The 26,322-nt window shown below is 65.2% G+C and carries 22 protein-coding genes and 2 pseudogenes; 7 read left to right on the top strand and 17 right to left on the bottom strand.

Annotated elements, in window-relative coordinates:
• Positions 1-37: 37 nt before the first annotated feature.
• The 3 genes from ACVIGA_RS23365 to ACVIGA_RS23375 are packed head-to-tail and all read left to right on the top strand — an operon-like array spanning position 38 to position 1,641.
• Positions 38-427: a response regulator gene (locus ACVIGA_RS23365; RefSeq protein WP_456668133.1), complete on the top strand. Its 390-nt coding sequence runs from the start codon at positions 38-40 to the stop codon at positions 425-427.
• Positions 428-462: 35 nt separating this feature from the next.
• Positions 463-1,320 (top strand): CheR family methyltransferase, encoded by an 858-nt coding sequence (locus tag ACVIGA_RS23370; protein WP_456668134.1) that lies wholly within the window; start codon positions 463-465, stop codon positions 1,318-1,320.
• Between the two features lie 3 nt (positions 1,321-1,323).
• Positions 1,324-1,641: a hypothetical protein gene (locus ACVIGA_RS23375; protein WP_050404430.1), complete on the top strand. Its 318-nt coding sequence runs from the start codon at positions 1,324-1,326 to the stop codon at positions 1,639-1,641.
• Between the two features lie 172 nt (positions 1,642-1,813).
• On the opposite strand, the gene ACVIGA_RS23380 is transcribed toward ACVIGA_RS23375, so the two are convergent.
• Positions 1,814-2,122 (bottom strand): hypothetical protein, encoded by a 309-nt coding sequence (locus tag ACVIGA_RS23380; protein ID WP_375778075.1) that lies wholly within the window; start codon positions 2,120-2,122, stop codon positions 1,814-1,816.
• Positions 2,123-2,276: 154 nt separating this feature from the next.
• On the opposite strand from ACVIGA_RS23380, the gene ACVIGA_RS23385 reads away from it, so the two are divergent.
• The 3 genes and pseudogenes from ACVIGA_RS23385 (at position 2,277) to ACVIGA_RS23395 (ending at position 5,757) form a co-directional block, all read left to right on the top strand.
• Positions 2,277-2,909 (top strand): response regulator transcription factor, encoded by a 633-nt coding sequence (locus ACVIGA_RS23385; protein ID WP_092121810.1) that lies wholly within the window; start codon positions 2,277-2,279, stop codon positions 2,907-2,909.
• A 264-nt stretch (positions 2,910-3,173) separates the two neighbouring features.
• Positions 3,174-4,914: pseudogene (araD, locus tag ACVIGA_RS23390) on the top strand (L-arabinonate dehydratase).
• 123 nt (positions 4,915-5,037) lie between these two features.
• Complete coding sequence (locus ACVIGA_RS23395) at positions 5,038-5,757, top strand: ribonuclease activity regulator RraA (protein ID WP_092121813.1); 720 nt, start codon at positions 5,038-5,040, stop codon at positions 5,755-5,757.
• Positions 5,758-5,961: 204 nt separating this feature from the next.
• Here ACVIGA_RS23395 and ACVIGA_RS23400 read toward each other — a convergent pair whose 3' ends face one another.
• The 11 genes and pseudogenes from ACVIGA_RS23400 to ACVIGA_RS23450 all read right to left on the bottom strand — a co-directional run bounded on the left by ACVIGA_RS23400 (position 5,962) and on the right by ACVIGA_RS23450 (position 19,134).
• Entirely contained in the window at positions 5,962-8,070 is a 2,109-nt protein-coding gene (locus tag ACVIGA_RS23400) for a S9 family peptidase (protein ID WP_456668135.1), read from the bottom strand.
• A gap of 167 nt (positions 8,071-8,237) precedes the next feature.
• Entirely contained in the window at positions 8,238-9,677 is a 1,440-nt protein-coding gene (locus ACVIGA_RS23405; RefSeq protein WP_456668136.1) for an ABC transporter permease, read from the bottom strand.
• 68 nt (positions 9,678-9,745) lie between these two features.
• The gene (locus ACVIGA_RS23410) at positions 9,746-9,952 is read right to left on the bottom strand and encodes a hypothetical protein (RefSeq protein WP_456668137.1); all 207 of its coding nucleotides are present in this window, start codon (positions 9,950-9,952) and stop codon (positions 9,746-9,748) included.
• Between the two features lie 137 nt (positions 9,953-10,089).
• Positions 10,090-11,154: an ABC transporter substrate-binding protein gene (locus ACVIGA_RS23415; protein WP_456668138.1), complete on the bottom strand. Its 1,065-nt coding sequence runs from the start codon at positions 11,152-11,154 to the stop codon at positions 10,090-10,092.
• Between the two features lie 23 nt (positions 11,155-11,177).
• On the bottom strand, positions 11,178-12,230 hold the full coding sequence (locus tag ACVIGA_RS23420) for an ABC transporter ATP-binding protein (RefSeq protein WP_456670870.1): 1,053 nt from the start codon (positions 12,228-12,230) through the stop codon (positions 11,178-11,180).
• 281 nt (positions 12,231-12,511) lie between these two features.
• Positions 12,512-12,820, bottom strand: a complete 309-nt coding sequence (locus ACVIGA_RS23425) for a GIY-YIG nuclease family protein (protein ID WP_456668139.1) — start codon at positions 12,818-12,820, stop codon at positions 12,512-12,514.
• Between the two features lie 215 nt (positions 12,821-13,035).
• Positions 13,036-13,961 (bottom strand): annotated as a pseudogene (locus ACVIGA_RS23430) (IS110 family transposase).
• Positions 13,962-14,191: 230 nt separating this feature from the next.
• Positions 14,192-15,376, bottom strand: coding sequence for a pyridoxal-phosphate-dependent aminotransferase family protein (locus tag ACVIGA_RS23435; RefSeq protein ID WP_456668140.1), 1,185 nt, complete (start codon positions 15,374-15,376; stop codon positions 14,192-14,194).
• A gap of 137 nt (positions 15,377-15,513) precedes the next feature.
• Complete coding sequence (locus ACVIGA_RS23440; protein WP_456668141.1) at positions 15,514-16,350, bottom strand: LssY C-terminal domain-containing protein; 837 nt, start codon at positions 16,348-16,350, stop codon at positions 15,514-15,516.
• Between the two features lie 82 nt (positions 16,351-16,432).
• Positions 16,433-17,158, bottom strand: coding sequence for a thermonuclease family protein (locus ACVIGA_RS23445; protein WP_456668142.1), 726 nt, complete (start codon positions 17,156-17,158; stop codon positions 16,433-16,435).
• A 248-nt stretch (positions 17,159-17,406) separates the two neighbouring features.
• Entirely contained in the window at positions 17,407-19,134 is a 1,728-nt protein-coding gene (locus ACVIGA_RS23450) for a hypothetical protein (RefSeq protein ID WP_456668143.1), read from the bottom strand.
• A 370-nt stretch (positions 19,135-19,504) separates the two neighbouring features.
• Between ACVIGA_RS23450 and ACVIGA_RS23455 the strand changes: the two genes are divergently transcribed.
• On the top strand, positions 19,505-20,359 hold the full coding sequence (locus ACVIGA_RS23455; protein WP_456668144.1) for a caspase family protein: 855 nt from the start codon (positions 19,505-19,507) through the stop codon (positions 20,357-20,359).
• A gap of 171 nt (positions 20,360-20,530) precedes the next feature.
• Here the strand turns inward: ACVIGA_RS23455 and ACVIGA_RS23460 are convergent, their stop codons facing one another.
• The 5 genes from ACVIGA_RS23460 to ACVIGA_RS23480 form a co-directional block, all read right to left on the bottom strand.
• On the bottom strand, positions 20,531-21,409 hold the full coding sequence (locus ACVIGA_RS23460) for an efflux RND transporter periplasmic adaptor subunit (RefSeq protein ID WP_456668145.1): 879 nt from the start codon (positions 21,407-21,409) through the stop codon (positions 20,531-20,533).
• Positions 21,410-21,416: 7 nt separating this feature from the next.
• Positions 21,417-22,325, bottom strand: a complete 909-nt coding sequence (locus tag ACVIGA_RS23465; RefSeq protein ID WP_456668146.1) for an alpha/beta fold hydrolase — start codon at positions 22,323-22,325, stop codon at positions 21,417-21,419.
• Positions 22,326-22,870: 545 nt separating this feature from the next.
• On the bottom strand, positions 22,871-23,116 hold the full coding sequence (locus ACVIGA_RS23470) for a hypothetical protein (RefSeq protein ID WP_223974466.1): 246 nt from the start codon (positions 23,114-23,116) through the stop codon (positions 22,871-22,873).
• A 226-nt stretch (positions 23,117-23,342) separates the two neighbouring features.
• Positions 23,343-23,552 carry a cold-shock protein gene (locus tag ACVIGA_RS23475; RefSeq protein WP_029084280.1) on the bottom strand — a complete coding sequence of 70 codons (210 nt, stop codon included), beginning with the start codon at positions 23,550-23,552 and terminating at the stop codon, positions 23,343-23,345.
• Positions 23,553-23,766: 214 nt separating this feature from the next.
• Positions 23,767-26,214, bottom strand: a complete 2,448-nt coding sequence (locus ACVIGA_RS23480; protein ID WP_456668147.1) for an adenylate/guanylate cyclase domain-containing protein — start codon at positions 26,212-26,214, stop codon at positions 23,767-23,769.
• Positions 26,215-26,322 lie beyond the last annotated feature (108 nt).

The following is a 26,322-nucleotide window of genomic DNA, read 5'->3' on the forward strand; positions in this document are numbered from 1 at the left end:
GCCGCGGAGACGGCGGACTCTACAAGGAGGCCAACATATGAAGACATGTCTTGTCGTCGACGATTCCGGTGTGGTGCGAAAAATCGCACGCCGCATCCTCGAAGGAATGGAATTCACCGTCATCGAAGCCGAGGACGGCGCGGTCGCGCTCGAAGCCTGCAAGCAGGCGCTGCCGGACGCGGTGCTGCTCGACTGGAACATGCCGGTCATGGACGGCTTCGAATTCCTCGTGCAGCTCCGCCGCATGCCCGGCGGCGATGTGCCGAAAGTTGTGTTCTGCACCACCGAGAACGGCATCGACCACATCTCGCGGGCGCTGCATGCCGGCGCCAACGAGTACATCATGAAGCCGTTCGACAAGGACATCGTGATCGCGAAATTCCAGGAAGTGGGTCTGCTGGCGCTCGATGCGCCGGCTGAAGCCTAATACCCAGTTTCACCCTTTGTCTTTGCGAGGCTCCCGTGACGCCCCCCGACTACGAGTATCTGCGTAAGCTCCTGAAGGACCATTCCGGTCTCGATCTGTCCGCGGACAAGCAATATCTGATCGAGAGCCGCCTGCTGCCGCTGGCCCGCAAATGCGGCCTGTCCGGTATCCCCGACCTGATCGCCAAGATCAGGGCCGGCTCGTCCACGCACACCGTCCAGGTGGTCGAGGCGATGACCACCAACGAGACGTTTTTCTTCCGCGACAAGGTGCCGTTCGACCATTTCCGCGACACCATCATGCCCGAGGTTCTGAAAGCGCGTGCCGCGCGCCGCAGCGTCCGGATCTGGTGCGCCGCCGGCTCGACCGGCCAGGAGCCCTACTCGCTGGCGATGTGCCTCAAGGAGATGGGCGCAGCGCTTGCAGGATGGCGGGTCGAGATCACCGCGACCGATCTGTCGCAGGAGGTGCTGGAGAAGTCGAAAGCCGGCATCTACAGCCAGTTCGAGGTGCAACGCGGGCTGCCGATCCAGATGCTGGTGAAGTATTTCAAGCAGTCGGGCGAACTCTGGCAGATCAATCCCGAGTTGCGCGCGATGGTGCAGCACCGTCAGCTCAATCTGCTGCACGATTTCTCCCAGCTCGGCACGTTCGATATGATCTTCTGTCGCAACGTGCTGATCTATTTCGACCAGGACACCAAGATCAACATCTTCAACCGGCTCGCGCGGTTGATGGAGGCCGACGGCTTCCTGGTGCTCGGCGCCGCCGAAACCGTGGTCGGCTTGACCGACACGTTCAAGCCGATTCCCGAGCGGCGCGGCCTGTACCGGCCGAGCGGAGTGCGGCCGGCGCTTGCGATGCCGCGGACTGCCATGGCGGTCGGATATTGAGCGATGACGGAGGACGGCAAATCCATTGAGCGTGTCACGTTCAGCCGGGGCGTCGATGTCTGCATCATGGCCATCGACGGCACCTGGCGGCGCGACTGCCAGCTCAATGCCATCTCCGACAATGACGCGGCGCTAACCGTCGAGGGTTCCATTCAGGGGCTCAACCTGAAGGAGTTCTTCCTCCTGCTGTCGTCGACCGGGCTCGCCTATCGCCGCTGCGAGCTGGTCCGCGTCAACGGCACCGAAATGGACATCAGCTTCCTCAAGGGCAAGCCGAGCAAGCGGCGGTCGGGCTCCGACGAAGAGCGGGCCAGAGCCTGATATCAACAAGACCTGATATCAAGTAGGTCTGACGTGAAGAAGGCCTGACCCGGCTGGGCGGGCGATGCCTGCCGCCAATCCGAACCTGGAACGGATCGTCGCCCCGAGAATTGGGCATCGTCGGCACAATCTGTATGATGGCGCCGAACTTGGCGCTGGCCGGTCCGGCTGGTCAGTTCAGGAAACGCGCCGGTGCCTCTGGATCGCGCAGCCGATCGAGTGCCATGCCGAGGCCGGTGTCGCAGGCCTTCAGGGCCGTGGAGGCCACTGCGTAGCGCGGGGTGACGTCGTCAAGCACGAAGATGTTGGCAGCGTCGTCCTGCTCGGCCAGAAATGCCTCGCGCGCGATCGCCGCCTCGATCAGCCGCAGGCTCGCCTGGACATGGCCGATCAGCGCGACCAGGTCGGTCACGATCAGGCTGTAGGGATCGCTGCCCTCGTCCAGGCACACCGCAACGCCGTCCGCCGCTGCATTTTCCATGCATGTTTCTCCACTGCCCCCACTTTTAGGGACCGCGGTGCTACTTGTGCGTTAAGCGGACGTCCCGTACAAATACGGGTCCATTGATCGAGATGGTCGAGTTACGTCTTGTGCAGTCTTGGCAGCACGCTTCACCACTGATGGACGGATACATATGGTTGAGAATGGCGCTCCTCGCGGGGAAATCTTTGTAGTCGACGACGACCCCGCCGTTCGCGAGACGCTTTCCGTGGTCCTGTCGACCGCTGGCTACAAGGTGATCTGCTTTGCGGACGGTGCCGCGCTGCTCGCGGTGGCGCGCAGCCGGACGCCAGCCTGCATCCTGCTCGACGTGCATATCCCCGGCAAATCCGGCCTCGATATCCTGAAGGAGCTGCACGGCGAGGATTATCCGGCACCGATTTTCATGATCTCCGGTCAAGGCGACATCACGATGGCGGTCAGCGCCATCAAGAACGGTGCGCTCGACTTCATCGAGAAGCCGTTCCGCGGCAACGAGATCGTCAGCCGCCTGAATGAGGCGATCGACGCCTACACCAGGCGCCAGGCCGAGACCTCGGCATCCCGCATCGCCGCGCTGCATTTTCCGGGGCGCGAGCCGCTCACTCGTCGCGAGCGCGAAGTGCTCGAGCAGTTCACCGCGGGCGCTTCCAACAAGGAGGCCGGGCGTCATCTCGGGATCAGCCCGCGTACGATCGAGGATCACCGCGCCAACATCATGAAGAAGCTCGGCGCGCGCAACGCCGCCGACCTCGTCCGCATCGTGATGACGGCGCAGCAGAAGTAAGCCAAGGTCGGCCAAAAGTCGGCCAGGGCTGGCTCGCGCTCCGGCTTCCACGTTGCGCCGTTTGTGCACCGCACGCTCAGCTTGTGGTGCGGGCCAGTACCGATTTGCGAAACAGGTGCGGGCGGTGAACGGCACGTCTGCGCCGCGCGCGGGACGACACGTCCGGAAATCCTGTATATGCGTGGCGCAGGGCGTGCGCGCTGAGACCGCGCGCGTGCGAGCAATATCGAAACACGCAATATCGAAGCATATGGCGCATCCAAGATGACCAAGAAGAGCAAGACCCCGGATCAATTGCGCAGCGCGCGCTGGTTTGCGCCCGACGATCTGCGCGCCTTCGGCCACAGATCGCGCGCAATGCAGATGGGCTACGCGCCGGAGGAGTGGCGCGACCGGCCCGGTGATCGCGATCATCAACACCTGGTCGGACGCGCAGCCCTGCCATATGCACTTCAAGAGCCGGGTCGATGACGTGAAGCGCGGCGTGCTGATGGCCGGCGGCTTTCCGCTCGAGCTGCCGGCGCTGTCGCTGTCGGAATCGCTGCTGAAGCCGACCACGATGCTCTACCGCAACATGCTGGCGATGGATGCCGAGGAGCTGTTGCGCGGCCATCCGGTCGACGGCGTGGTGCTGATGGGCGGCTGCGACAAGACCACGCCCGGGCTGCTGCTCGGGGCCACCAGCATGAACCTGCCGGCGATCTATCTGCCGGCCGGGCCGATGCTGCGCGGCAACTGGAAAGGCAAGACGCTCGGCTCGGGCTCGGATGCCTGGAAATACTGGGACGAGCGCCGCGCCGGCAAGATCTCCGACAAGGACTGGGTCGACATGGAGGCCGGCATCGCCCGCAGCTATGGCACCTGCATGACCATGGGCACGGCCTCGACCATGACCGCGATCGCCGAAGCCATCGGCATGACGTTGCCCGGCGCCTCGTCCATCCCCGCGGCCGACGCCAACCATATCCGGATGAGCTCGGAAGCCGGCCGCCGCATCGTCGAGATGGTGTGGGAGGATCTCACCCCGCAGAAGATCCAGACGCGACAAGCGTTCGAGAACGCGATCACGGTCGCGATGGCGATGGGCTGTTCGACCAACGCCATTATTCATCTCATTGCGCAGGCGCGCCGCGCCGGCCAGGACATTTCGCTCGACGATTTTGAGATCGCGAGCCGCAAGGTGCCTGTCATCGCCAACGTGCGGCCGAGCGGCGACCTCTATCTGATGGAAGATTTCTTCTATGCCGGCGGGTTGCCCGGCCTGATGAACCGGATCAGGCAGCATCTGCATCTCGACTGCATGACCGTGTCGGGCAGGACGCTCGGCGAGAACATCGCAGGTGCCGAGGTCCATAATGACGACGTGATCCGCACCGTCGACAACCCGATCTACAGGGAGGGCGCGCTCGCCGTCTTGAAAGGCAATCTCGCGCCCGACGGCTGTGTCATCAAGCCGTCCGCCTGCGATCCGCGCTTCCTCAAGCACACTGGACCTGCGCTGGTGTTCGACGACTATCCCTCGATGAAGAAGGCGGTCGACGATACCGATCTCGACGTCACGGCCGATCATGTGCTGATCCTGCGCAACGCCGGCCCGCAGGGTGGGCCCGGCATGCCGGAATGGGGCATGCTGCCGATCCCGACCAAGCTCGTGAAGCAGGGCGTGCGCGACATGGTGCGGCTGTCGGACGCGCGGATGAGCGGCACCAGCTACGGCGCCTGCATCCTGCACGTCTCGCCGGAGTCCTTCATCGGAGGCCCGCTGGCGCTGGTGAGGAACGGCGATCGCATCACGCTCGACGTCGCCGCGCGCACCATCAATCTCGATGTGTCCGAGGCGGAGCTCGCCAAACGACGCGCCGAATGGAAGCAGCCGGAAAAGCGCTTCGAGCGCGGCTATGGCTGGATGTTCTCGAAGCACATCAAGCAGGCCAATGAGGGCTGCGACTTCGATTTCCTCGAGACCGGTTTTGGTAAACCGGTGGGCGAGCCGTCGATTTACTGATGCTGTCATTCCGGGGCGCCGCGTAGCGGCGAGCCCGGAATCCATTTCACCGCACTGCATGCGGCCCGATGGATTCCGGGCTCGCGCTTTGCGCGCCCCGGAATGACGAAAGGAGCAACACCAATGTCCAAACTGAGCGACACCACCCGCAACAAGCTGAAATCCGTCTCCACCGCGACGGTCGCGACCGCGCTGTTCAAGCGCGGCTTGCGGATCCAGATGATCCAAGATGTTCACCCGTTGAGCCCGGACCAGCCGACCATGGTCGGCGAGGCTTTCACGCTGCGCTACATGCCGGCGCGCGAGGACCTCAACACCATCGAGGTGTTCCGCGACCGCGCGCATCCGCAGCGCAAGGCGATCGAGGACTGCCCGCCCGGCAGCGTGCTGGTCATGGACAGCCGCAAGGATGCGCGCGCCGCCTCTGCCGGCGCGATCCTGGTGACGCGGCTGATGAAGCGCGGCTGCGCCGGCGTCGTCACCGATGGGGGCTTCCGCGATTCGGCCGAGATCGCGCGGCTCGGCTTCCCGGCGTTTCATCATCGCCCGAGCGCGCCGACCAATCTGACGCTGCATCAGGCGATCGAGATCAACGTTCCGATCGGCTGCGGCGACGCGCCGGTGTTTCCCGGCGACGTGATCCTCGGTGACAGCGATGGCGTCATCGTGATCCCGGCGCACCTCGCCGACGAGATCGCCAACGAGACCTTCGAGATGACGGCGTTCGAGGATTTCGTCACCGAGCAGGTGCAGAACGGCCGCGGCATCTTCGGCCTCTATCCCGCGACCGACGAGCAGACGCTGAAGGATTTTGCGGCCTGGCGGAAGGCGAAGGGGCGGTAGCCCCACCGCCGTCGTCTGGATGAGTGACCGCCACGCATGCAGCCGTCGTCCCGGCGAAGGCCGGGACCCATAACCACAGGGAGGGGTTTGGCGAAGATTAGCAGTGCCGTGGTACTGCGACTTCCTTGCTCGATAGATCACGCGGTATGGGTCCTGGCTTTCGCCAGGACGACAATGGGGAGGTATCCGGGCTACGGGACCTCGCTACACTTCCGCCTTGTCCGCCATCCCGACCGCCCACAGCGCAAACGCGTAGACGATTGCGACCTCGTCGAGGCGGTTGAAGCGGCCGGAGGCGCCGCCGTGGCCGGCGCCCATGTTGGTGCGCAGCAGCACCGGGCCGCCGCCACGCATGGTGGCGCGCAGCCGCGCGATCCATTTCGCCGGCTCCCAATAAGTGACGCGGGGATCGGTGAGTCCGCCCATCGCCAGGATCGCCGGATAGTCCTTGGCCGCGACATTGTCGTAAGGCGAATAGGACAGGATGGTGCGGAAATCCTTTTCGCTCTCGATCGGGTTGCCCCATTCCGGCCATTCCGGCGGCGTCAGCGGCAGCGTGTCGTCGAGCATGGTGTTGAGCACGTCGACGAACGGCACTTCGGCAACGATGCCGGCAAACAACTCGCCGGCGCGGTTGGCGACCGCGCCCATCAGCATGCCGCCGGCCGAGCCGCCATGGCCGACGATGCGTTTTGCACCCGTGTATTTCGCCTCGATCAAAGCGCTTCCGGCGGCGGCGAAATCGTCGAACGTGTTGGTCTTCTTCTCGCGCTTGCCGTCGAGATACCAGCCCCAGCCCTTGTCGGCGCCGCCGCGGATATGCGCGATCGCATAGACGAAGCCGCGGTCGACCAGCGACAGCCGGTTGGCGGCAAACGACGCCGGCATCGCCATGCCGTAGGAGCCGTAGCCATAGAGCAAGAGCGGCGCGTTGCCGTCACGGACAAAGTCCTTGCGGTGCAGGATCGAGACCGGCACCTGCGCGCCGTCATGCGAGGTCGCCATGATGCGCGTGGTGACGTAGTCGGCGGGGTTATGGCCGGACGGAATCTCCTGCCGCTTGCGCAATACCCGCGTCCGCGTCGCCATATCGTAGTCATAGACCTCCGACGGCGTCGTCATCGACGAATAGGCAAACCGTAAATTGGTGGTGTCGAACTCGTAGCCGCCCATGGTATCGAGCGAATAGGCCGCCTCGTCGAACACGATCGCGTGCTCTTCGTCGCTCTTGAGGTCGCGGATGATGATCGCCGGCAGCGCATTGGCGCGCTCCAGCCGCACCATGTGGCCGGAATAGAGCTCGACGTCGAGCACATAGACGCCCTCGCGATACGGGATCAGGTCGCGCCAGTTGGCGCGCTCGGGCGCGGCGAGCGGTGCGGTGACGACCTTGAAGTCGATGGCGTCGTCGGCATTGGTCAGGATGAAGAGTTCGTCGCCGCGGTCGGCGATCGAATATTGCACGCCTTCCTCGCGCGCTGCGACCACCCGTGGCGGCACGTCGGGATTGGAAAGATCGATCAGCCGCTGCTCGGAGGTCTCATGGTCGCCGCCGGCGATCACGCAGAAGCGGCCGCTCGCGCTCTCGTGCAGATGGGTGAACCAGCCGGCATCCTGCTCCTCGTAGATCAGGGTGTCGTCGGCCTGCCTGGTGCCGAGCCTGTGTCGCCACACCTGCATCGGGCGGTGATTGTCGTCGAGCTTGACGTAGAAGAAACTTCTGGAATCCGCGGCCCAGACCACGCCGCCATCGGTCTCCTCGACGAGGTCGTCGAGATCGCCGCCGGTTGCCCAGTCGCGCACGCGAATCGAGAAATATTCGGAGCCCTTGGTGTCGGCGCTCCAGGCGTGCAGGCGATGGTCGTTGGAATGCCGGCTGCCGCCGAACTTGAAATATTCGTGGTCCTTCGCCAGCGCGTCGCCGTCGAGCACGACATGCGCGTCGCCGCCGTCGCGCGGCGTGCGGCAGTACAGCTCATGCTGGCCGCCCTCGCGGAACTTGCGGAAATAGGCGAACGGGCCGTCCGGCGACGGCACGCTGGAATCATCCTCCTTGATCCGCCCGCGCATCTCCTTGACCAGCCGCTTCTGCAAGCCGTCGGTATGGCCGAGCAGGCTCTCGGTGTAGCCGTTCTCGGCTTCGAGATAGCTCCGGATGTCAGGATCGAGGATCGAGGGATCGCGCAGCACCTCCTGCCATTTCGGATCCTTGATCCAGGCATAGTCGTCGGTCACCGTGATGCCGTGGGTGGTGAAGGAATGCGGCCGGCGCGGCGCGACAGGGGGCGATGTTGTGGTGGCGGATTTGGTCACGCGATCCTCATGGTGCGGGGTTCCGCTCTATATCGGGATGAATGTGGCGATTGCCAGATGGGTGGGGCGTCATTGCGAGCGCAGCGAAGCAATCCATCTCTCGCCGACGGGATAGGATGGATTGCTTCGTCGCTTCGCTCCTCGCAATGACGGGGAGAAAACAGCGCTTACCCGTTCCGCAGCCTCGCGCCCGCATTGCCGCCGGACATCGGGATCTGATTCACCACCAGCACCACGGCGAATGTGATCACCAGCATCGCGATGCCGAGTACCGCGATCGCGGCGAGATCGCCGCCCTCGTTGAGGTCGTAGATCAGGACCGACAGCACCTTGGTCTGCGAGGTGAACAGCACGATCGCGGCCGACAGTTCCCGCATCACGCCGATGAAGATGAAGCACCAGGTCGCGATCACGCCGGTGCGCAGCAGGGGGGCGGTGATCTGGCGCAGCGCCTGCAGCCGCGTCGCGCCGAGGATGCGGCTCGCTTCCTCGAGTTCGGGATGAATGGTCGTGAATGCCGCCTGCAATTGCTGATAGGCCGACGGCAAATTGATGGTGAGGAACGCCAGTAGCAAGATCCACAGCGTGCCGTACAGCACGAAGGGCGGCCGCGTGTAGCTCAGGAACAGGCCGACACCGAGCACGATGCCGGGAACGGCGACCGGCGCGGTGGCAAGGAAACCGAGCACGCGATGGCCCGCGATCACCTTGCGCGTCGTGACATAGGCGATGACGAGCGCGAGGATGGTGCCGATCGTCGCAGTCGCGGCGCCCAGGATCACGGTGTTCTTCAGCGCAAGGTGCGTCGACGACAGCTCGGTGAACACGAAGACGATGTTGTGCAAGGTCAGTGTCGACGGCGTCACCAGCGTGGTGGCGTTGGGCGAGAACGCGGCGTTGAGCAGCGCGAGGTAGGGCAGGAATACGGGATTGAGCAGGACCAAAAGGCAGAAGCCGAGCGCGGCCCAGCGCCAGCCGCGCAACTCGACCCGGCGCGGCGCGCCATATTTGCCGCCGATCACCGAATAGCCGCGGCGGCCAAGCAGCGCCTTCTGCCCCTGCAGCAGCAGGATGGTCAACGCCAGCAGCGGCACCGCGGCGGCCGCCGCCAGCTCGAGCTTCGGCGGATACTGGAACAGGCTCCAGATCTTGGCCGTCATGGTGTGAAAGCCGGCCGGCAGTGCCAGGATCGCCGGCGAGCCGAACAGCGTCATCGCCTGCAGGAATGCGATCAGCGCGCCCGCGACCAAAGCGGGCAGCGCGAGCGGGATCGTCACCCGCCGAGCCGTGGTCCAGGCATTGCCGCCGAGGATTGCGGAGGCGTCTTCCAGCTCGCCCGGCATAGTGTCGAGCGCATTGGCCACCAGCACGAACACGAACGGGAAGGTGTAGCAGGAGATCACGAAGATGATCCCGGTCATCGAATAGATGTTGAACAGCGCGTCGGCATCTTCGCCTGCGAACAGCCGGTAGAGCTGGTTGAGCAGCCCCGAATTCGGTGCCGCCAGCAACTCCCAGGCGACCGCGCCGAGAAACGGCGGCGTCACGAACGAAGCAGTCACCAGCGCGCGGATGGTCTGCCGGCCCGGCATGTCGGTGCGCGACACCAGCCAGCTGAGTGGCGCCGCGACGATGCAGCAGATCAGCGCCGAGGTCGTCGCGATGATCGCGGTCGTCAGCAGCGGATCGAGGAAATCGGATTGCTGAACAGCGTGACGAAGTTTTGCAGCGTCGGATGGCGATTCTTGTCAGTAAAGGCGTAGACCGCGAGCCACGACAGCGGCAGCAGGATGAGGAGGATGAGCACCGCTGCGAACAGCCACAGGACGGGGCGTGTCCAGTCAATGCGGGGGCGGGCGGCGGGGGAGGCGGTGGTTGTCATTTGAAGACTCTCTCCCCGTCATTCCGGGGCGCGCGCAGCGCGAGCCCGGAATCCATAACCACCATCGTGAGTATGGATTCCGGGCCTGCGCCAAGAGGCGCATCCCGGAATGACGATTGGTGTGAAGGCCGTAGCATCTAAACCCGAAACAGCCGCGCATAGCGCGTCTTGATCTCTTCGGTCATCGCCTCCACCCCCGCCGGATCCTCCTTCATCAGCTTGATGTCGGAGAGCTTGCGCCGGCCGGCCTTCGGCTGCACCTGCGCATGCACCGAATACTGCCCGGTGAAGTCGACGAAGAACTGCTGGGTCTCGCGGGTGTGCAGCCAGGCCTGAAACAGTTTTGCGGCGTTCGGATGCGGCGCACCGGCGAAGATACCGGTCGGTCCCGAGATTGTCGGCGTGCCCTCGGTCGGGTAGACCGGCTCGACCGGCTGCCCGGCCTCCTTCAGCAGCACGATGCCGTATTCATTGCCGTCGGCCATCACGGCGCGCTCGCCGAGCGAGAGCTTCTTCGGTGGATCGGTCGAGGACTGCACCTGCATCACGCGCTGCTTCGAAAGCTTCTCCAGGTAGGGCCAGCCGAGCTCGCGCACGATCTGAAACGTCGTGGTCATGATGGTGCCGCTATAGGCCGGATGGCCCTTCACCATCTTGCCGATCCACTTTGGATCGAGCAGGTCGGCAAAGCTTTTCGGTGCATCCTCCGCCTTCACCAGGTTGGTGTTGTAGGCGATCGACGACAGCCACAGCCGCGTGGTCGCGGCCATGCCGTCCGGATCGCGATATCCATCGGGAAAGTGCCTGGCGACGTCCTCCGGCACGAACGGCATCAGCCAGCCGTTCTTCTTCCATGGGATGAAGTGCGAGGCATCGGCGCTGTTGACGACGTCGGCGGCGTGGATGTTGGAATCGAATTCCTGCGCTACGCGCTGGAACAGCCGCTCCGAGCCGGAGCGCTCGATCTGCACCGTGATGCCGGGATAGGCGGCCTCGAACGCCTTGCCGAGCTTTTCGCCGACCGGCAGGTCCATTGACGAATAGAACACGAGCTTGCCTTCTTTGGTCGCGGCCGCGATCAGGTCAGGCGTGATCGCGGCCGGCTCGGGCGCTGCCGCGCGCGCCGGCGAAGCGAATATCTTGCCAAGCGCAAGCGCCGCAGAGCCTTTCAGGACGTGGCGTCTGGAGATTTGCTTCCGCATCGCGTCCCTCCGTTTCTTATTCGTTATCGGCTGAGCGCGCGGCAGCGCTCGGGTGGCAATGTCAGCCAGACCTCGCTGCCCTTCTCGACCGCGGTCTCCGTCGGCGTGGTCACCCGCAGCGAGGTGCCGTCAGAGGTTTCCACCATGTAGTCGCGGTTCATGCCGAGATAGACCTGCCGCGTCACGATCGCCTTGAGCGTGTTCTGCGCGATAGCGGGCGCTTGCGTCGAGAGCTGGATTTCATGCTGGCGGATCGCGACCGGCGCGCTCTGGCCGGCCGTGAGCCTGGCGCCGACCACTGCGAGAACAGCGCCGGCGAATTCGACGTGGGTCGCATCGCGCGCGGTGCCCTTGATCACGTTGGCCGCGCCGATGAAGCGCGCGACGAATTCGGATTCCGGCCGCGCATAGATGTCTTCAGGACTGCCGAGCTGATCGATCTTGCCGGCATTCATCACCGCGATCAGATCGGCGGTCGTCATCGCTTCGGATTGATCGTGGGTGACGTAGACGGTGGTGTAGCGATACTCGTCGTGCAGGCGGCGGATCTCGAACCGCATCTCCTCGCGCAGATTGGCATCGAGATTGGACAGCGGCTCGTCGAGCAGCAGCGTCTCGGGACCGACGATCAGCGCGCGCGCCAGCGCGACGCGCTGCTGCTGGCCGCCGGAGAGCTCGCCCGGATAGCGCTGCGCCAGCGGCTCCAGCTTGGTGGTCGCCAGGATCGCCGCGAGCTTTTTCGCAATGGTGTCGCGATCCATTTTGCGCAGGCGCAGCCCATAGACGATGTTCTCGGCCACCGTCATGTGCGGCCACAGCGCGTAGCTCTGGAAGATCATCGACATGTTGCGCTGTTCGGGCGGCAGCGTGCGCGCCTTCGACGACACGACGCGGTCGCCGACGCGGATCTCGCCGCCGGACGGTTCGAGGAACCCGGCGATCAGCCGCAGCGTCGTGGTCTTGCCGCAGCCGGACGGCCCAAGCAGGCAGACCAGCTGGCCGTGATCGATCGTGAGCGAGACATCATCAACCGCGACAAACGATCCAAACCGCTTGACCAGGCCACGCAACTCCACCGATGCCAAGCGATCCCTCCATCTTGTTCTGTCGCAGGGATCCGTGCCCGGCCGTTGCCGGCAGTAAAGCGGAAATCGATGACGACGAAAAGTGTTGAGGCCCCGTCATAAAGTCGAGGTGCCGCTTCGTTGCGTCTCCGGTCATTTCTCCCGTCATCCTGAGGAGCGCGCTCTTGCGCGCGTCTCGAAGGATCGACGGCCCGGCTGTTTCCACGCACTCCGATTCTCTCGCGGCGGGAGCACGGCCGTCGATCCTTCGAGACGGCCGCTGCGCGGCCTCCTCAGGATGACGGGGAAGGGATTGCTCCGCGTCGATGAGCCAGTCGGCTGATCGTGGCCCAATCCGATTTGATCAATGCTTCCTTCTTTGCCCGGCTCCAGCCCTTGATCTGCCGCTCGGCCGCGATGCCATCAGTAATGCGCTCGAAATACTCCGACCAGACGAGGACGACCGGTCGGCGGTTATGGGTATAACCTGGGAAGGCACCTGCATTGTGCTGTTCGATGCGTGGCGCGAGATCGTCACCCGTGGCGCTCCCGACGTAGAAGGAGTTGTCGGCGCAGCGAAGCATGTAGACGTAGATGCCCATTGTGATGATCTCGCGCGTACGCGTGGATCAAGAATGGCGTGAATGTGACGACAGTCAATGGGCAAAGTAACCCGTCATCCTGAGGAGCGCGCTCTTGCGCGCGTCTCGAAGGATGTACGGCCCAGATGTCCCAGCGCGCTTAGATTCTTTCGCGGCGGCAACTCGGCCGTCGATCCTTCGGCGCTGACGCGCCTCCTCAGCGACTGTGTTCTTCGTCAAGCGGGTTGCCATGGTTTTTTGTCCCTGAGCATGGCGTTGAGGGTGGTGAGAACTTTGCGCGCAACGGCGCTGAGGGCGACCATCTTGGGCTTACCAGCGGTCACCAGGCGCCGATAGAAGACCTTGAGCTGCGGATGGTATCGGCTGGCCGACAGAGCGGCCATGTAGAGCCCGGCGCGCAGCTTGGCTCTTCCGCCGCCGATCATGCTCTTGCCCTTCCAGCGGCCCGACTGGCGGGTGAACGGGGCAAGACCGGCGAGGCTCGCGATCTGGCGCCGATTGAGTGCGCCGAGCTCCGGCACCTCGGCAAGGAAGGTCCGCGCGAGGGTGTTGCTCACGCCAGGAAAGCTGACCAGCAGTTCCTCCTTGGCGCGCCAGACTGGCGAGCCGCGCACCAGCGTGTCGATGTCGTTGTCGATCTCCGGCAGCTCCTTCTCGAGGACCTTGATATGGCGGGCAAGGCTCTTGCGGACACGGACGTTCTCGGCCCGCTTCTCGCGCTGACGCTCGGCAACGATCATCTCGATGATCTGCCGTCGGCGGCTGACCAGTTCAGCCAGCAGCCGGGCTTCCTGATCCGGCATGGCACGTGGCTCCGGCTTTACGGCCTCGACAAACCGCGCGATCACTGCCGCATCGATCGGGTCCGTCTTGGCACGCTGACCAACCGCCTGCGCGAAGTGCCGGATCTGGGCCGGATTGACCACCACCAGCGGCAGCTGAGCGCCCGCCAGCGCAGCAGCGACGATGGTCAGCCGGTTGCCTCCACCGCAATCAGCGCCGGCGAGATCACCTGCAAGCGCGCAACGAGCTCTTCCAAGCCTTTGCCGTCACGCGCCACGGCAAAGGCTTCCCCGCTCGGACGCACATGCACGTCCAGCCGGTCCTTCGACACATCAATGCCAACGTAGATCGCGTCCATCTGCACCCCTCCTTGCGCAACCGGGCTCGCCAGGCGGCCCTCGCGACTGTTCGGGTTCAATGGAACAACGGACGGGGCGCCGCGCTGAGGATCGGGCTTCAAAGCCCTGGGATGAAGCGGTCTCCCGTCCGTTACCGCACCGGGCACTCTATCCGATCCGGCGATTCGAGACTTACAAGGATGACGGGTCGAATGCGCTCATCCGGAGCTTTGGGGGACAGCCAGGAAGCCTACGCCTTCACGTTCTCGCCGAGCCACTGGATCGCGGCGTCGGCGCCGGCTTTGCCGTGCGGGATGTTCAGCGCGGTCAGCGCGACCTCGACGACGCCGAGCGTGCCGAGGATCATCGGCGCGTTGACGTGGCCCATATGCGCGATGCGGAACGCCTGGCCCTGCAAATCGCCGATGCCGGTGCCGAGCACCACGCCGCATTTCTCCTTGGCATAGCGCTGGATCGCGGCGGGATCGGCGCCCTTCACGGTCACGGTCGTCACCGTGTTGGAGCGTTCGGCGGGTTTAGTGATGTTGAAGCCGAGCACCTGGCCCTCGCCCCAGACGGCGACGGCGCGGCGCACCGCTTCGCCGAGCAGCCGATGCCGTTCGAAGGCATTCTCCAGACCCTCGGCGTGCAGCATGTTGATCGCCTCGCGCAGCGCGAACAGCAGATGCACCGGCGCGGTGCCGGCATATTTGCGATAGTGCTCCGAGCCCTCGCGCTCGGTCCAGTCCCAATACGGCGTGCGCAGGTCGGCCTTCTTGTGTGCATCCCAGGCGCGGTCATTGGCGGCGACGAAGCCGAGGCCGGGCGGCGTCATCAGGCCCTTCTGCGAGCCGGACATCGCGACGTCGACATACCATTTGTCCATCTCGAACGGCATGCAGCCGAGCGAGGCGACGGTGTCGACCATGAACAGCGCGGGATGGCCCGCCGCCTTGATCGCCTTGCCGATCGCCTCGATGTCGTTATAGGCGCCCGACGCGGTGTCGACCTGCACGGCGAGGATCGCCTTGATCTTGTGTTCCTTGTCGCGGCGCAGCCGCTCCTCGACCTCCGCCGGGCGAATCGCGCGACGCCAGTCGCCTTTCAACACCTCGACATCGGCGCCCATAGCGGCCGCCGCCTGGCCCCAGCCGATCGCAAAGCGCCCGCTCTCCAGCACCAGCACCTTGTCGCCGCGCGACAACACGTTGGAGAGCGTCGCCTCCCAGGCGCCGTGGCCGTTGGCGATGTAGATGTAGGACTTGCCCATGGTGGCGAACAGCTTCGAGAGATCGCGCAGCAGGCTTTCGGTCAGTTCGAGCATCTCGGCGGAGTAGATATCGAGCGCCGGGCGATGCATCGCCTGCAGCACCTGATCGGGCATCGTGGTGGGCCCGGGGATGGCCAGAAATTCCCGGCCCGCGCGAACGGTCATCGTCCTGTTCCTTTTGGGTAAAGCTACGCAAATCATGCGTGTGAGGGGGCAAGTCCGGACGATATTCCATCGCGGCCGCGATTGCGAGCAGGTCAAAGCAATCCAGCGTTTCCAAAAGCGCGGGACACAGCCGGGCCTTATTTGTCTTTGTCGATGGTCTCGACCACGGAACGCCAGATCTGGTCCTTGAACTGGGTCGCGGCAGGGCTCGGAATCTGCTCGACGGTGCCGTCGTTCTTGCGGCAGGCCTCGACCAGCCGCATCACCCAGATTTCACCGTCGGTGTAATAGAGGTCGCCGCCGCCATTATGCCCGTCAAAGGTCGGGCCGATGCCGGTGACCTGGTATTTCGCGGTGACCATGCCGGCGGATTCGAGGTCGGTCGCAAGCAGCGCGCGCTCGGCATCGAGATCGGCCGCGATATGATGCGTCACCGCGCCGGTGTAGCTACTGATGCCCACACTGCGGTCGAGCGTCGCGGCGCCGAGCCACACCGGGCGCTTTTCCTCGCCCTGATCGAGCACCCGCCAGAAACGGACATGATTGCGGCGATCCGCGCTTGCGCCGACCGGCCGCTCGAAGGCGAGGTCTTCGCGGCGGCCGAGATAGAACAGGTTGCTCACCGGCGCATCCTTGTAGGGACGGTCGAGCAGCACGGAGCCGACGATTTCGATCGAGGATTTCAGCGTGACCGGATCGGCCGGGAACCAGCCGGCCTCGTGCATCGCGCAGACCACGTCCTTGGTGTCGCCGATCAGCCCGACATTCATGGGGTCACCAGGAATGCCCTGCGCGGTCCGGGTCACCATCGGCAGATTGGCGAGGCCCTTCTGGTGCTCGTAATGCGTCCACAGCGCCGGCAGCACCAGATAGGCCGCGATCAGATAGGTGACGAGGACGAACAGCAACAGCTGCAGATAGCGCACGCGTTTGCGACGGCGCGCCGCAGGCGGGATGATTTCGACGTCAGTCACGACCGCCTCCTTACCTCCCCCGCAAGCGGGAGAGGGGACGCATTGCCTATGCGGCCGCACGTAAAACTCATTCCATCACTTGTCAGCGCCGCGTCTCGCGGCAGCCGGCGGCCTCGGCTTCCTCGACCGAGCAGAACCAGCGCGTGCCCTTTGAGATCTTCATCTCGATCTTGGCGTACCAGCGGCTGGTCGGCTGGTGGAAGATGCATTCGCCGGAGCGGTTGACGTTGCCCTTGATGGTGCAGTCGGGCGAGGGCGCCACCGGGCCGGAGGCGGAGGCGAGCAGGATCGCGTTGGCGCCTTCCGGCGGCTTCACGGTGCCGAGCACGGTGGTCTTCTTGTTGCGCACGCGCCAGTCCCACGGCGCGATGAATGCGCCCTGCCACATCCCGGCCTTGGCCTCGCGCGCCGCTTTCTCGTCCGGCTCGTAGTCATGCGAGATGCGGGTGTAGGCCAGCGCCCAGCCATTGCTGACCATCCACTTCTGGATGTCCTCGCCGTCGACCTCGCAGCGCGCAATGGTGCGGCCGCGGCGATCGACCGAGCGGGCGTGGCAGGTCCAGCTCTTGTGGCCGGCATGCTTGATCAGCTCGTCGCGCGCGGCGACGCCGCAGGTCCAGCGCTCACCCTTGGTGTTGAGGCAGAGCTGGTCGGTCGACGGCGCGTCGATGCCGCCGAGCCGGATCTTGACGCTGCCGATCATGAGCTGGTCGCCGTCGCGGATCTTCGGCACGCCGGTGATGTCGGCGGCGACAGCCAGCGTCGGCAGCGACAGCAGCAGGCCAGCAGTGAGCAGCGTCTTGAGCATCGGCGTTTCCGGCCAGTCTTTCGTTCAGCGTTCAGGGCCCAAAGCATCGGCGAGGATTGTGCGGGCAATTGGGCAACCCTGCCAGTGGTGTCGTGTTTCCGCCAGTTTCAACTTCGCGTCATCCCCGTGCGTCTGCGCCATTTGCCCCTTGAGGTCCGTGGCCCGGATGGAGCGAAGCGCAATCCGGGACAGTGTTTCCGTTGAAAGATGGTCCCCGGATTTCGCTGCGCTCCATCCGGGCTACGCAACTACACCGCAACCATTCGCTTCCTGGCCAGCGCGAGGGCCATCAGCACGAAGGCCGACGTCACCTCGGGCCCGCCGACCAGGATCCGCGTCGGGGTCTTCATCTTATTCCATTCATAGGCCCTGTAGGGCCCCTTGCGGCCGCCCTCGCCGAGGCCTTGCACGATGCAGTGCAGCGCCGGCGTGAAGCTCGAAACCTCGGCGCCGAGATGCGCCAGCGCCATCAGCGCGAGCGCCGCGTCGAACGGGTTCATCTCATGCGCGATCAGCTCGCACTGCACATAGCCGAGCACGCGCGCGCGGATCAGCGCGAACACATTGCCGGGATCGATGACGCGCTGCGCCGGCAGCGGCAGCGCGATGAAGGCGGCGTAGCAGCGGCCGAAATAGGCCGAATAGAGCTCCGGCAAATAATAGATATGCGAGCGCGGATTCCTGAACGCGCCGCTTTCGACCAGATTCTTCTGGAACGCGATGATGCGATGCACCGTCTCCAGCCGCTGCGGCGTCTCGATGATTTGCCAGCGGGCGAGGTTGCGAAACGAGACCTCGAGGATGTCGAGGTTCAGCGTCGGATCGAGGTCGTTGCCATAGGGCCGCTCGCCCCTGAGATTATCGATCCAGGTGACGACGCCGCCTTCGTAATCGATATTATCGTTGAGCGGCACGGTGACGCGCGGCTCGTTGGCGCCTGATCGCACCTGGTAGCCGCGGTAGAAATCCAGCAGCGGCTGCTTGAGGATCGGATCGTCGGAGCCGGCTTGTGTGGCGGCCGAGAACGAACACGCCGTGGTGTCGCAGTCGGGCACATAGACGCCGAAGCCGAGGTCCTGCTTGATCTGGGCGAAGAAGCGCGAGAAGCGCGGATGCCGCCCCGGCGCCAGCGCGGTGATCACCTTCACGACCGAGCCGTCATGCGACGGCACCTCCTCGGCGCTGGTCTTCAGGCAGAAGTCCACCATGTCGGAGATCGCGCGCCGCGCCGCGCCGGCCTCATCCGATGACGCGAGCCCGGTCTCGACAAAACTCAGCAGGGCCTCGGTGAAGAAGGCGTCGTAATAGGCCGAGCGGTGGCGGATCTGCACCGGCTCCCACATCGGCTCGGCGATGCCGCGCCATGGCGGGTTGATCAGCGTGCGCGCCGGCGAATGCGCGATGAAGATCCGCGCCAGGCTGAACAGCAAGGTCGAGTTCTTGTAGCCGCGCGCATTCAGCCCGGTCAGCGCCATCAGCATCTCGCGCCCGCTGATGTCGGCATCGCCGATCAGGTTGAAGGCAGCATAGGTCGGGATGAAGCCGTTTTTGGTGAACGAACCGAGCAGATGCGTGCCGGTTACGCGGATCACGCGGTCGATCTCGGCCATCGTGGGCGAGTGGTGAGGGGCGGCCGCGGCCGGCGGGGCGGGGTGGCGCACGGCGATGCCGTCCATCAGGTCCGCGACCGGGGCGCCGATCGCGGCCCAGTCCGGCGCCGCGGCGTCGCGCGCCTGGACCAGCGCCGCGCGCAGGTTCGCCAGGCGGTCGGGGTCGTTGAGGGCGGGCAGGCCGGTGCGGCGGAGCAGCGCGCGCAGCGGCGGATTGCCGAGCGCGGTCCGGTAGAATTTTCCGAGATGGGCATCGCCGCCGCAATAGGCCTGCAGCACGGGGTCGCAGACGTCGTAAAGCGACGGGCCGTCCTTCCTGGCGGTCAGCGCCCGGCACACCGTCCCGGCGATTTCGTGAAGGCCCAAGAAGCTCAAAGCGTGCCTTTCTCAAGGAACCGGTTAACGCCGCCGCCCCGGCGGTGTTTCCCCCGGTCCTCCCCCAAACTCGCAAGCCTTTGGAAAGTTACATGAATCCGTACGAAATACAAATGTGACCGAAGTCACGTAACGGGATCTTAACGGCGTCAATGGCCTCTGCCGGGCGGCAGCATGCCGCAAACCGGGTTGCTCCGGCGGTCCGGCCGGGTTAAGGGAGTGTTTGTTGCGGCGCCGCAAATTGAGATCAATTCAACGGCCACACACACCTCAACCCCATTAAACCTGATCGTCACTGACGCGACTAACTGGCGCGATTTCGCTCGAACGCCATCGGGATAGAGATTGGGACTAGAACGTTATGAACCTTAGGCAGCTTCATATTTCCCGTCGCACCATCGCCGCCTGCGTGGCGGTGGCCGGCACGGTGTCGCTGGCGATTGGCGCTCATGCCGCGCTCAACAAGCGGACACCGGATGTTGCCAAGGAGGCTGTCACCGGCTCCGTCGCCACCGGGCAGACCGGCAGCGTTGCGGCCGGCGCCTCCCGCCTCGCGCTGATCATCGGCAACGGCCACTATCCGGACGCCGCCGCGCCGCTGGTCCAGCCGATCAACGATGCCCGCACTTTGTCGTCGGCGCTGCGCCGCGAAGGTTTTGACGTCGACGTGGTCGAGGACGCGACCAAGGACGACATGTTCCGCGCGGTCGAGCGTATGAAGGCCAAGATCCGGCCCGACACCGTCGTGATGCTGTTCTTCGGCGGCTACGGCGTGCAGGTCGGTCGTGAGAGCTACATGATCCCGGTCGATGCCACGATCTGGAAGGAGGCCGACGTCAAGCGCACCGGCGTCAGCGTCGAGTCCGTGCTCGATGCGATGAAGGAGCGTGGCGCGAAAGCCAAGCTCGTCGTGCTCGATGCCTCGCGCCGCAATCCCTATGAGCGCCGCTTCCGTGCCTTCTCGCACGGCCTCGCCCCGATCAGCCCGCCGGACAACACCATCGTGCTGACCTCGGCGACGCCGGGCAAGGTCGCCGACGACTCTTCAGCGCCCAACAGCGTCCTGGTTTCCGAGCTGATCAACAACCTCAACGCTCAGGCCGGCGCAGAGACCGCCTTCAACAAGACCCGCGTCGCGATCTCCCGCGCCAGCGAAGGCGAGCAGGTGCCGAGCGTGTCGTCCTCGCTGCTGGAAGACATCAAGCTCGGCGGCTGAGCCCCAGCTCCCTCCCCCACGTCGTCCCGGCGAAGGCCGGGACCCATAACCACAGGGCTGTGTTGTTGAAGCGCGCTGTGGCCACAGCTCTTCAAGACAATTCGCATTCGTGGTTATGGGTCCCGGGTCGCGCTTCGCTTGTCCGGGGCGACGCCGTGGATGGAACGCCGTCTACTTCGCGTCCGCGCTCGCGGCCACGGGCCGCACCGGATCGCCCTCGCGCAGCAGCGCGCCGGCGCGGGCGACGACGATGTCGCCTTCCAAAATGCCGTCGCGGATCTCGACCTGGCCGGCCGACATCAATCCGGTCTCGACCCGCCGCGTCTCGACACGGCCGCCGCGCACCACCTGCACCACGGTGCCGGCGGTGGAATAGAGGATCGCGGTCAGCGGCACCGCGACGCCGCAGCTCTGCCCGGTCTTGATCTGCGCGCGGCCGGCCGAATTCACCAGCAGCCGCTGGTTCGATCCGATGCCGACGAAGACCTGGCCGAGCTGGCTGTTCGGCTCGATGGTCGGCGCGATCGTCCGCACCTTGCCGTCCATCTCACCGGCGCCGATGATCTTGAGCCGCGCGGTCTGCTCGGTTTTCAGCTTGGCGATGTCGCGGGTCGGCACCATGCCGACCAGATCGTATTCGTTTCTGGCGATGATCGAGAACAGCGCATCCTTGCCCGATGCCGGCGCGCCCACGATCGCCGAGGACGCCGAGATCGTGCCCGCAACCGGCGCCGTGAGGTTGATCGAATTGGTGCCGTCGGTCAGCCGCGCCAGCACCTGGCCCGCGGTGACGGTGTCGCCGGGATCGGCCTTCACCTCCGCCACCTTCAAGCCGAAGCGGTCGGGCCGGATCTGCTGCTCGTCGCGCGGCAGCACGATGCCGGAGACCTCGACGATGTTGCCGAAGCAGAATTTCGAGGCCTTCAGCACCGTCACCGCCGCGCCCTTCGGCACGGCATCAGCCTCGCCCGCGGCAAGCGCGGGAGAAGCCGCGAGCAGAAGCAGCGCGGAAGCGGCGAGGGCGGCAGCGCGCAGGCGAGGCAAAATCATCGGCAAACTATTCCCAAAATGAGGGCCTCCTGAATACCAGATGCGGCCTCATCGAGCCAGCCGGCTGCGCCGCGGCGGCAGCCGCCTCGGCCGGCCCGGCACACGCGGCGAGCTCGAGCTTCGCCAGCTCCTCGGCGCGCCAGATGTGCCGCAGGATCTCCGGATTGACCCGCTCGGCATGCGTCACCGGCAGCATGTGGCCGGCCGCCGGCAGATGCCGCATCTCGGCGCCATCAATGATCGCGGCGAGTTTTGCGACAATGCGCTGCGTCACATAGGGCGACAGGCCGCCCGACACCAATAGCGTCGGCACCCGCAAGGCGCGCGCCGCCGCCGCCACACCGTCGAGATCGAGCGTGGCGTTGAAATCGTAAGGCAGCTTGTCTGCCTGCTCGACCATCCGCAGCCGCCCGCTCGGCGAGAACTGCTCGCGCGGGCCGGAGCCGGCCCAGAACGCGGTGAATGCCTCGACCGCCTCCAGCACCGCGCCGTCGAAAATATCCTGCGACACCACCTGCGCGATCCGCGCGAAGCGATCGTACAGCCGCACGTCGGCGGACCCGTCGCGCAACAACGTCGGAAGCACCGGCTCGATCAGCGTCAGGCTACGGATGCGCTGCGCATACGGCGAAGTGGTCGCCAGCCGAAACGCGATCGCCCCGCCATAGGAATGCCCGACCAGATGGATCGGCCCCGTGGCCTTGGCGAGCCAGGGCTCGAGCCGCGCGATCTCGCCATCCAGCGTCCGCGGCCAGTCGCGCCCGCAGGCGGCAACGCCATAGCCGGAAATATCCGGCGCCATGAACGGCGTGCCACCGAGCGCGCCCGCAAGCTTCGTCCATTGCCGTCCCGACCCCAGCGAGCAGTGCAGCGCCACCACCGACGCCGCCGCGTGCGTCCCGTCCAATCCTGTCATCAAACCCGATCCTCGCGTGTTCTTGTTCTCCGAGCGCGCGGTTCCCGCGCGCCCGTCATGACGCGAGCGAGGAGGGGGATGGGTTATTCCTGGGAGGGGCGGGTGGGGTCGTGATCGTGATTGCGGAGGCAAACAGATTCACTGGATGGTGATTTGAAGCTCGTGAGTGTTCGCGGAAATGAAAGCAATGTCGTAACAGTTGCTATTTTTTAGCCGCTTCCATTATTCTGAGTATCAGAAGTTGCCTTGACATCCCAACTCAGCGCCCGGCCTTCCCTGCGCCCTCTCACGATCAATGAGGGTGAGTTGATCGCATCCCTCGGGCGCAACATGCCGCAAGATCGCGAACGCATATTCTGCAGCTGCTTGACAATGTTGGTCGGGGACTAGATTGGGTGCAGCGCCGTCACCCTGAGGAGGCCGCGACGCGGCCGTCTCGAAGGGTCGACGGTCCGGCTGGTGGCCGTGCATCCTTCGAGGCTCGCCGCGCTCGCACCTCAGGATGACGGGACTGCTAGCGGTGCGGAGGCGACCACAGCGCAGCGTCAGCGCACGATGCGCTTCACGCGAGCCTTCTTCTTGGCGATGGGTGCCGGCGCCAACTCGGCCTCGGCCGCAGCCTTGGCCTCGCGGGCTTCGCGCAGTGCGCGCAGGCGCTCCATGTTCTTGCGGATCGCGGTCGCGTCACGCTCGACTTCGGCGATGGCGCGCGCGCCTTCCTCGGCCGCAAGCCGCTGGCGGTCGGCCCTCGCAAGACTTGCGGGCGATGGGTCGGGCTTTCTGGCGCTCATCGGCATCCTCTTCAAAGCGCGATCCCTGCATGGAGGTTCGCATTCGTCGCACGCGCCGGCGCGGCGCCCGGCAGGATCACGCGCAAAAAGATACGCAAAAACCCGCCCAATCCGGTGGACCGAGCGGGTCGCGACGTCATCCCAGTACATCCGTGGAATGACGAACTGGCATGATCGCGGCAAACGCGGAACGCGTTTGCGCGGAAATCATGCCGAAGCAAGAACCTCAGACGATCTGAAGATTCTCGGCGCTGGTCTTGCCGCGCATCTTGTCGGTCTTCAGCTCGAACGAGACCTTCTGGCCTTCAGCGAGGCCGGTCAGACCGGCACGCTCGACTGCGCTGATGTGAACGAACACATCCTTGCTGCCGTCGCTCGGCTCGATGAAACCAAAACCCTTCTGACCGTTGAACCACTTCACAGTACCTGTCGCCATCTTCTCTTCTCCAAATTGCGCGTTTGCGCATGTGTTGCGCAGAATCGCGCGCCATCCATTCAACTGACGATGTCTTTGGAGGAGGGCCGTTCTGACCATTCAACAAGGCGCAACGGCTAATCGAATGGCCACACTATACACACTTTCCCCGCGAATGCAAGGTTCTGACGGTACCGGGTTCCCGCTCGGATTGTGGGAATGGAGGGAGCGCGGATCACTCCGCCGCCGCTTCCGCTGACGGCTCGCCCTTCCAGCTCAGGATTTCCGCGGCCAGGATCGGGTGATTGAAGCCCTTCAGCACGAGGTCGTCGATGGCGCGGCCTTCGACATGGGGCTCGACCATGCCGAAGACACGGCGGCTCACCACGATTTGGCCGGCCTTGGCCTCGCCGCACAGGCGGGAGGCGAGGTTGGTGACGCTGCCAATCGCGGCATATTCCAGCCGCTGCTCGAAGCCGACCTGGCCGAGCGTGGCATAGCCGAGCGCAATGCCGATGCCGAAGCCCAGGGTATGCCCGCGGTTGCGCCACTTCTCGGTCAGCGGGCCGACCGTGTCGCGCATCTCCACCGCCATCCGCACCGCGCGCGCGGTGTGGTCGGCGAGCTGGATCGGCGCGTTGAACAGGATCATCACGCCGTCGCCGGCATATTTGTCGAGCGTGCCCTCGTACTTGAAGATCAGCTTGCCGAGCGCTGCGTGATATTCGCGCAGCACGTTCATCGCCTCTTCCGGCTCAGTCGCCTCGGTGAAGGCGGTGAAGCCGCGCAGGTCGCAGAACACGACGGTGACCTCGCGACGGTGGCTGTCGAGCAGGCCCTCGGGATTATCGGAGGAGGCGATCAGCTGCGCCACCTGCGGCGCTAGGAAGCGCTCGAGCCTTCGGATGCGCTCGATCTCGCCGAGCTGGGTCTCGACCCGCTGCTCCAGCGACTTGTTCCAGTCCTTGAGCGCCTCCGTCTGCTCGCGCAGCTTGTCGGCCTGCTCGCGCACGGTGGTGTTGGCCTCTTCCAGCGCGTGGCTCTTCTGGTCCACTTCGGTGAACAGCCGCGCATTGCGCATCGCCAGCACGGCCTGGTGCGCGAAAGTCTTCATCAGGCCGATCAGGCTCGCGGGGAAATCGCCGGCCGCCTTGCGCAGCACTACCAGCGAGCCGAGCACGCCCTGCTGGTCGACCAGTGGCACCACCAGGACCGAGTGGAAGCCGGCGCCGACCACGACGTCGCGCAAGGGATGATCGGGCGGATCATCAGGACTTGCGGCGAGATCGGGGAACGCCAGCGGCTCGCCCTTGGCTGCGGCCTCGCCGAGCGGGCTGTTCGCGGCGTCGATCGCGCGGTGATGGCCCTCGGCTTCGGCGTCGATGCCGATCGACTGCGCCAGGTTGAACGTGCGCTGTGCCGCATCATAGCCATAGATCAACACGGCGTCGGCATGCGTGATCTCGAGCGCGCGAGCGGCGACCGTCGGCAGCACGGCGTTGAGGTCGAGCGAGGACGCCACCGCGCGGCCGACCTCCTCCAGCACCTTCAGCTCGTTGATCGATTGCGCGAGATCCCGCGTGCGCTCCTTCACCTTGCCTTCGAGGCCGGAGTAGGTCTCGGCAAGCTGCGAGGCCATGCTGTTGAATTGCCCGGCGAGCTCCTCCAGCTCATCCGCGGTCTTCACCTCGATGCGGTGGCCGAAATCGCCGGCCCCTAACCGCCGCGCGCCGGTGCGCAGCGCCGTGATCGGTACCAGCATGCGCCGCGCCAAAATCGTGCCCGCGATGATCGCGACCACGAGGCCGAGCGCGATCAAAAGCGCGATGCGCACCAGCTGGTCGCGGATCGGCGACAGCGCCTGCGCGGTCGGCTGCTCGACAAACACGTGCCAGCCGAGGTCCGGCGCTGCCGTCGCCGTCGTCAGCACCGCGTTGCCGTCGACATCCTTGCCGGAGGTGACCGGTCTGCCGCTCCGCGACAGCACCGCGGCGACCTGCGGCAGCGCGGTGAGGTCCTTGCCGATTTCAGGTCCCTTCGACGAGCTCGCCAGCACGCGGCCCTTGGCGTCGACGAGATAGGCATAGGCCGTGCGGCCGACCTGGGAATCGCCGAAATAATCGCCCAGGAAGCGCAGGTCGATCTCGGCCACCGTGACGCCGGCGTTGAAGCCGGAATGCTGCTCGCCGATCGACATATACGGCCGCTCGTCGCGGAAGTACGCCGGCACGTAGGCGGTACCGCGCTCGATTGCCTCGGTGAAGCGGAAGTCGCGGGAGAGATCGGCATTGGAGTTCAGCGTGACGGTCTGGCGCGACAGCCGCAGCACCTCGCGGCCCTGGCCGTTGATCAAAGTGAGCTGGTTCACCGCCGGCACCTGGCCGAGCAGCTGGGCATAGTCGGCGCGGCGCAGCTCGATGGTGTTGGAGGAGGCGCGGGTGACCCAGGAGATCTGTCGCTCGAGGTCGGCGATCGATTGCTCGATGCGCTTGGCGGTGGCGTCCGCCTTCTCGCTCATCGCATCCGTCAGCGTGCTCTTGATGCCGCGATAGCTGATCCAGGTCTCGAGCGCACCGTTGACCGCCAGCACGAACACGACGAGGCCGACCAGCGCGAGGACGTATTTGGCGAACAGGCCGCCGCGCAGGAACCAGTTCTTGCCCTTGTCCGGTGCCCCGTTCATCCAGCCTCGTCCGTTCCCCTCCGATCAGTCGGGTGCGCCACTGTATCCGCTGCTGTTTAGCACGGATCGGTGGGGCCGAGCGGGGCCTCCCGTCGCATGGTTAGCCCT

It is taken from the genome of Bradyrhizobium sp. USDA 3240, from assembly GCF_054063295.1.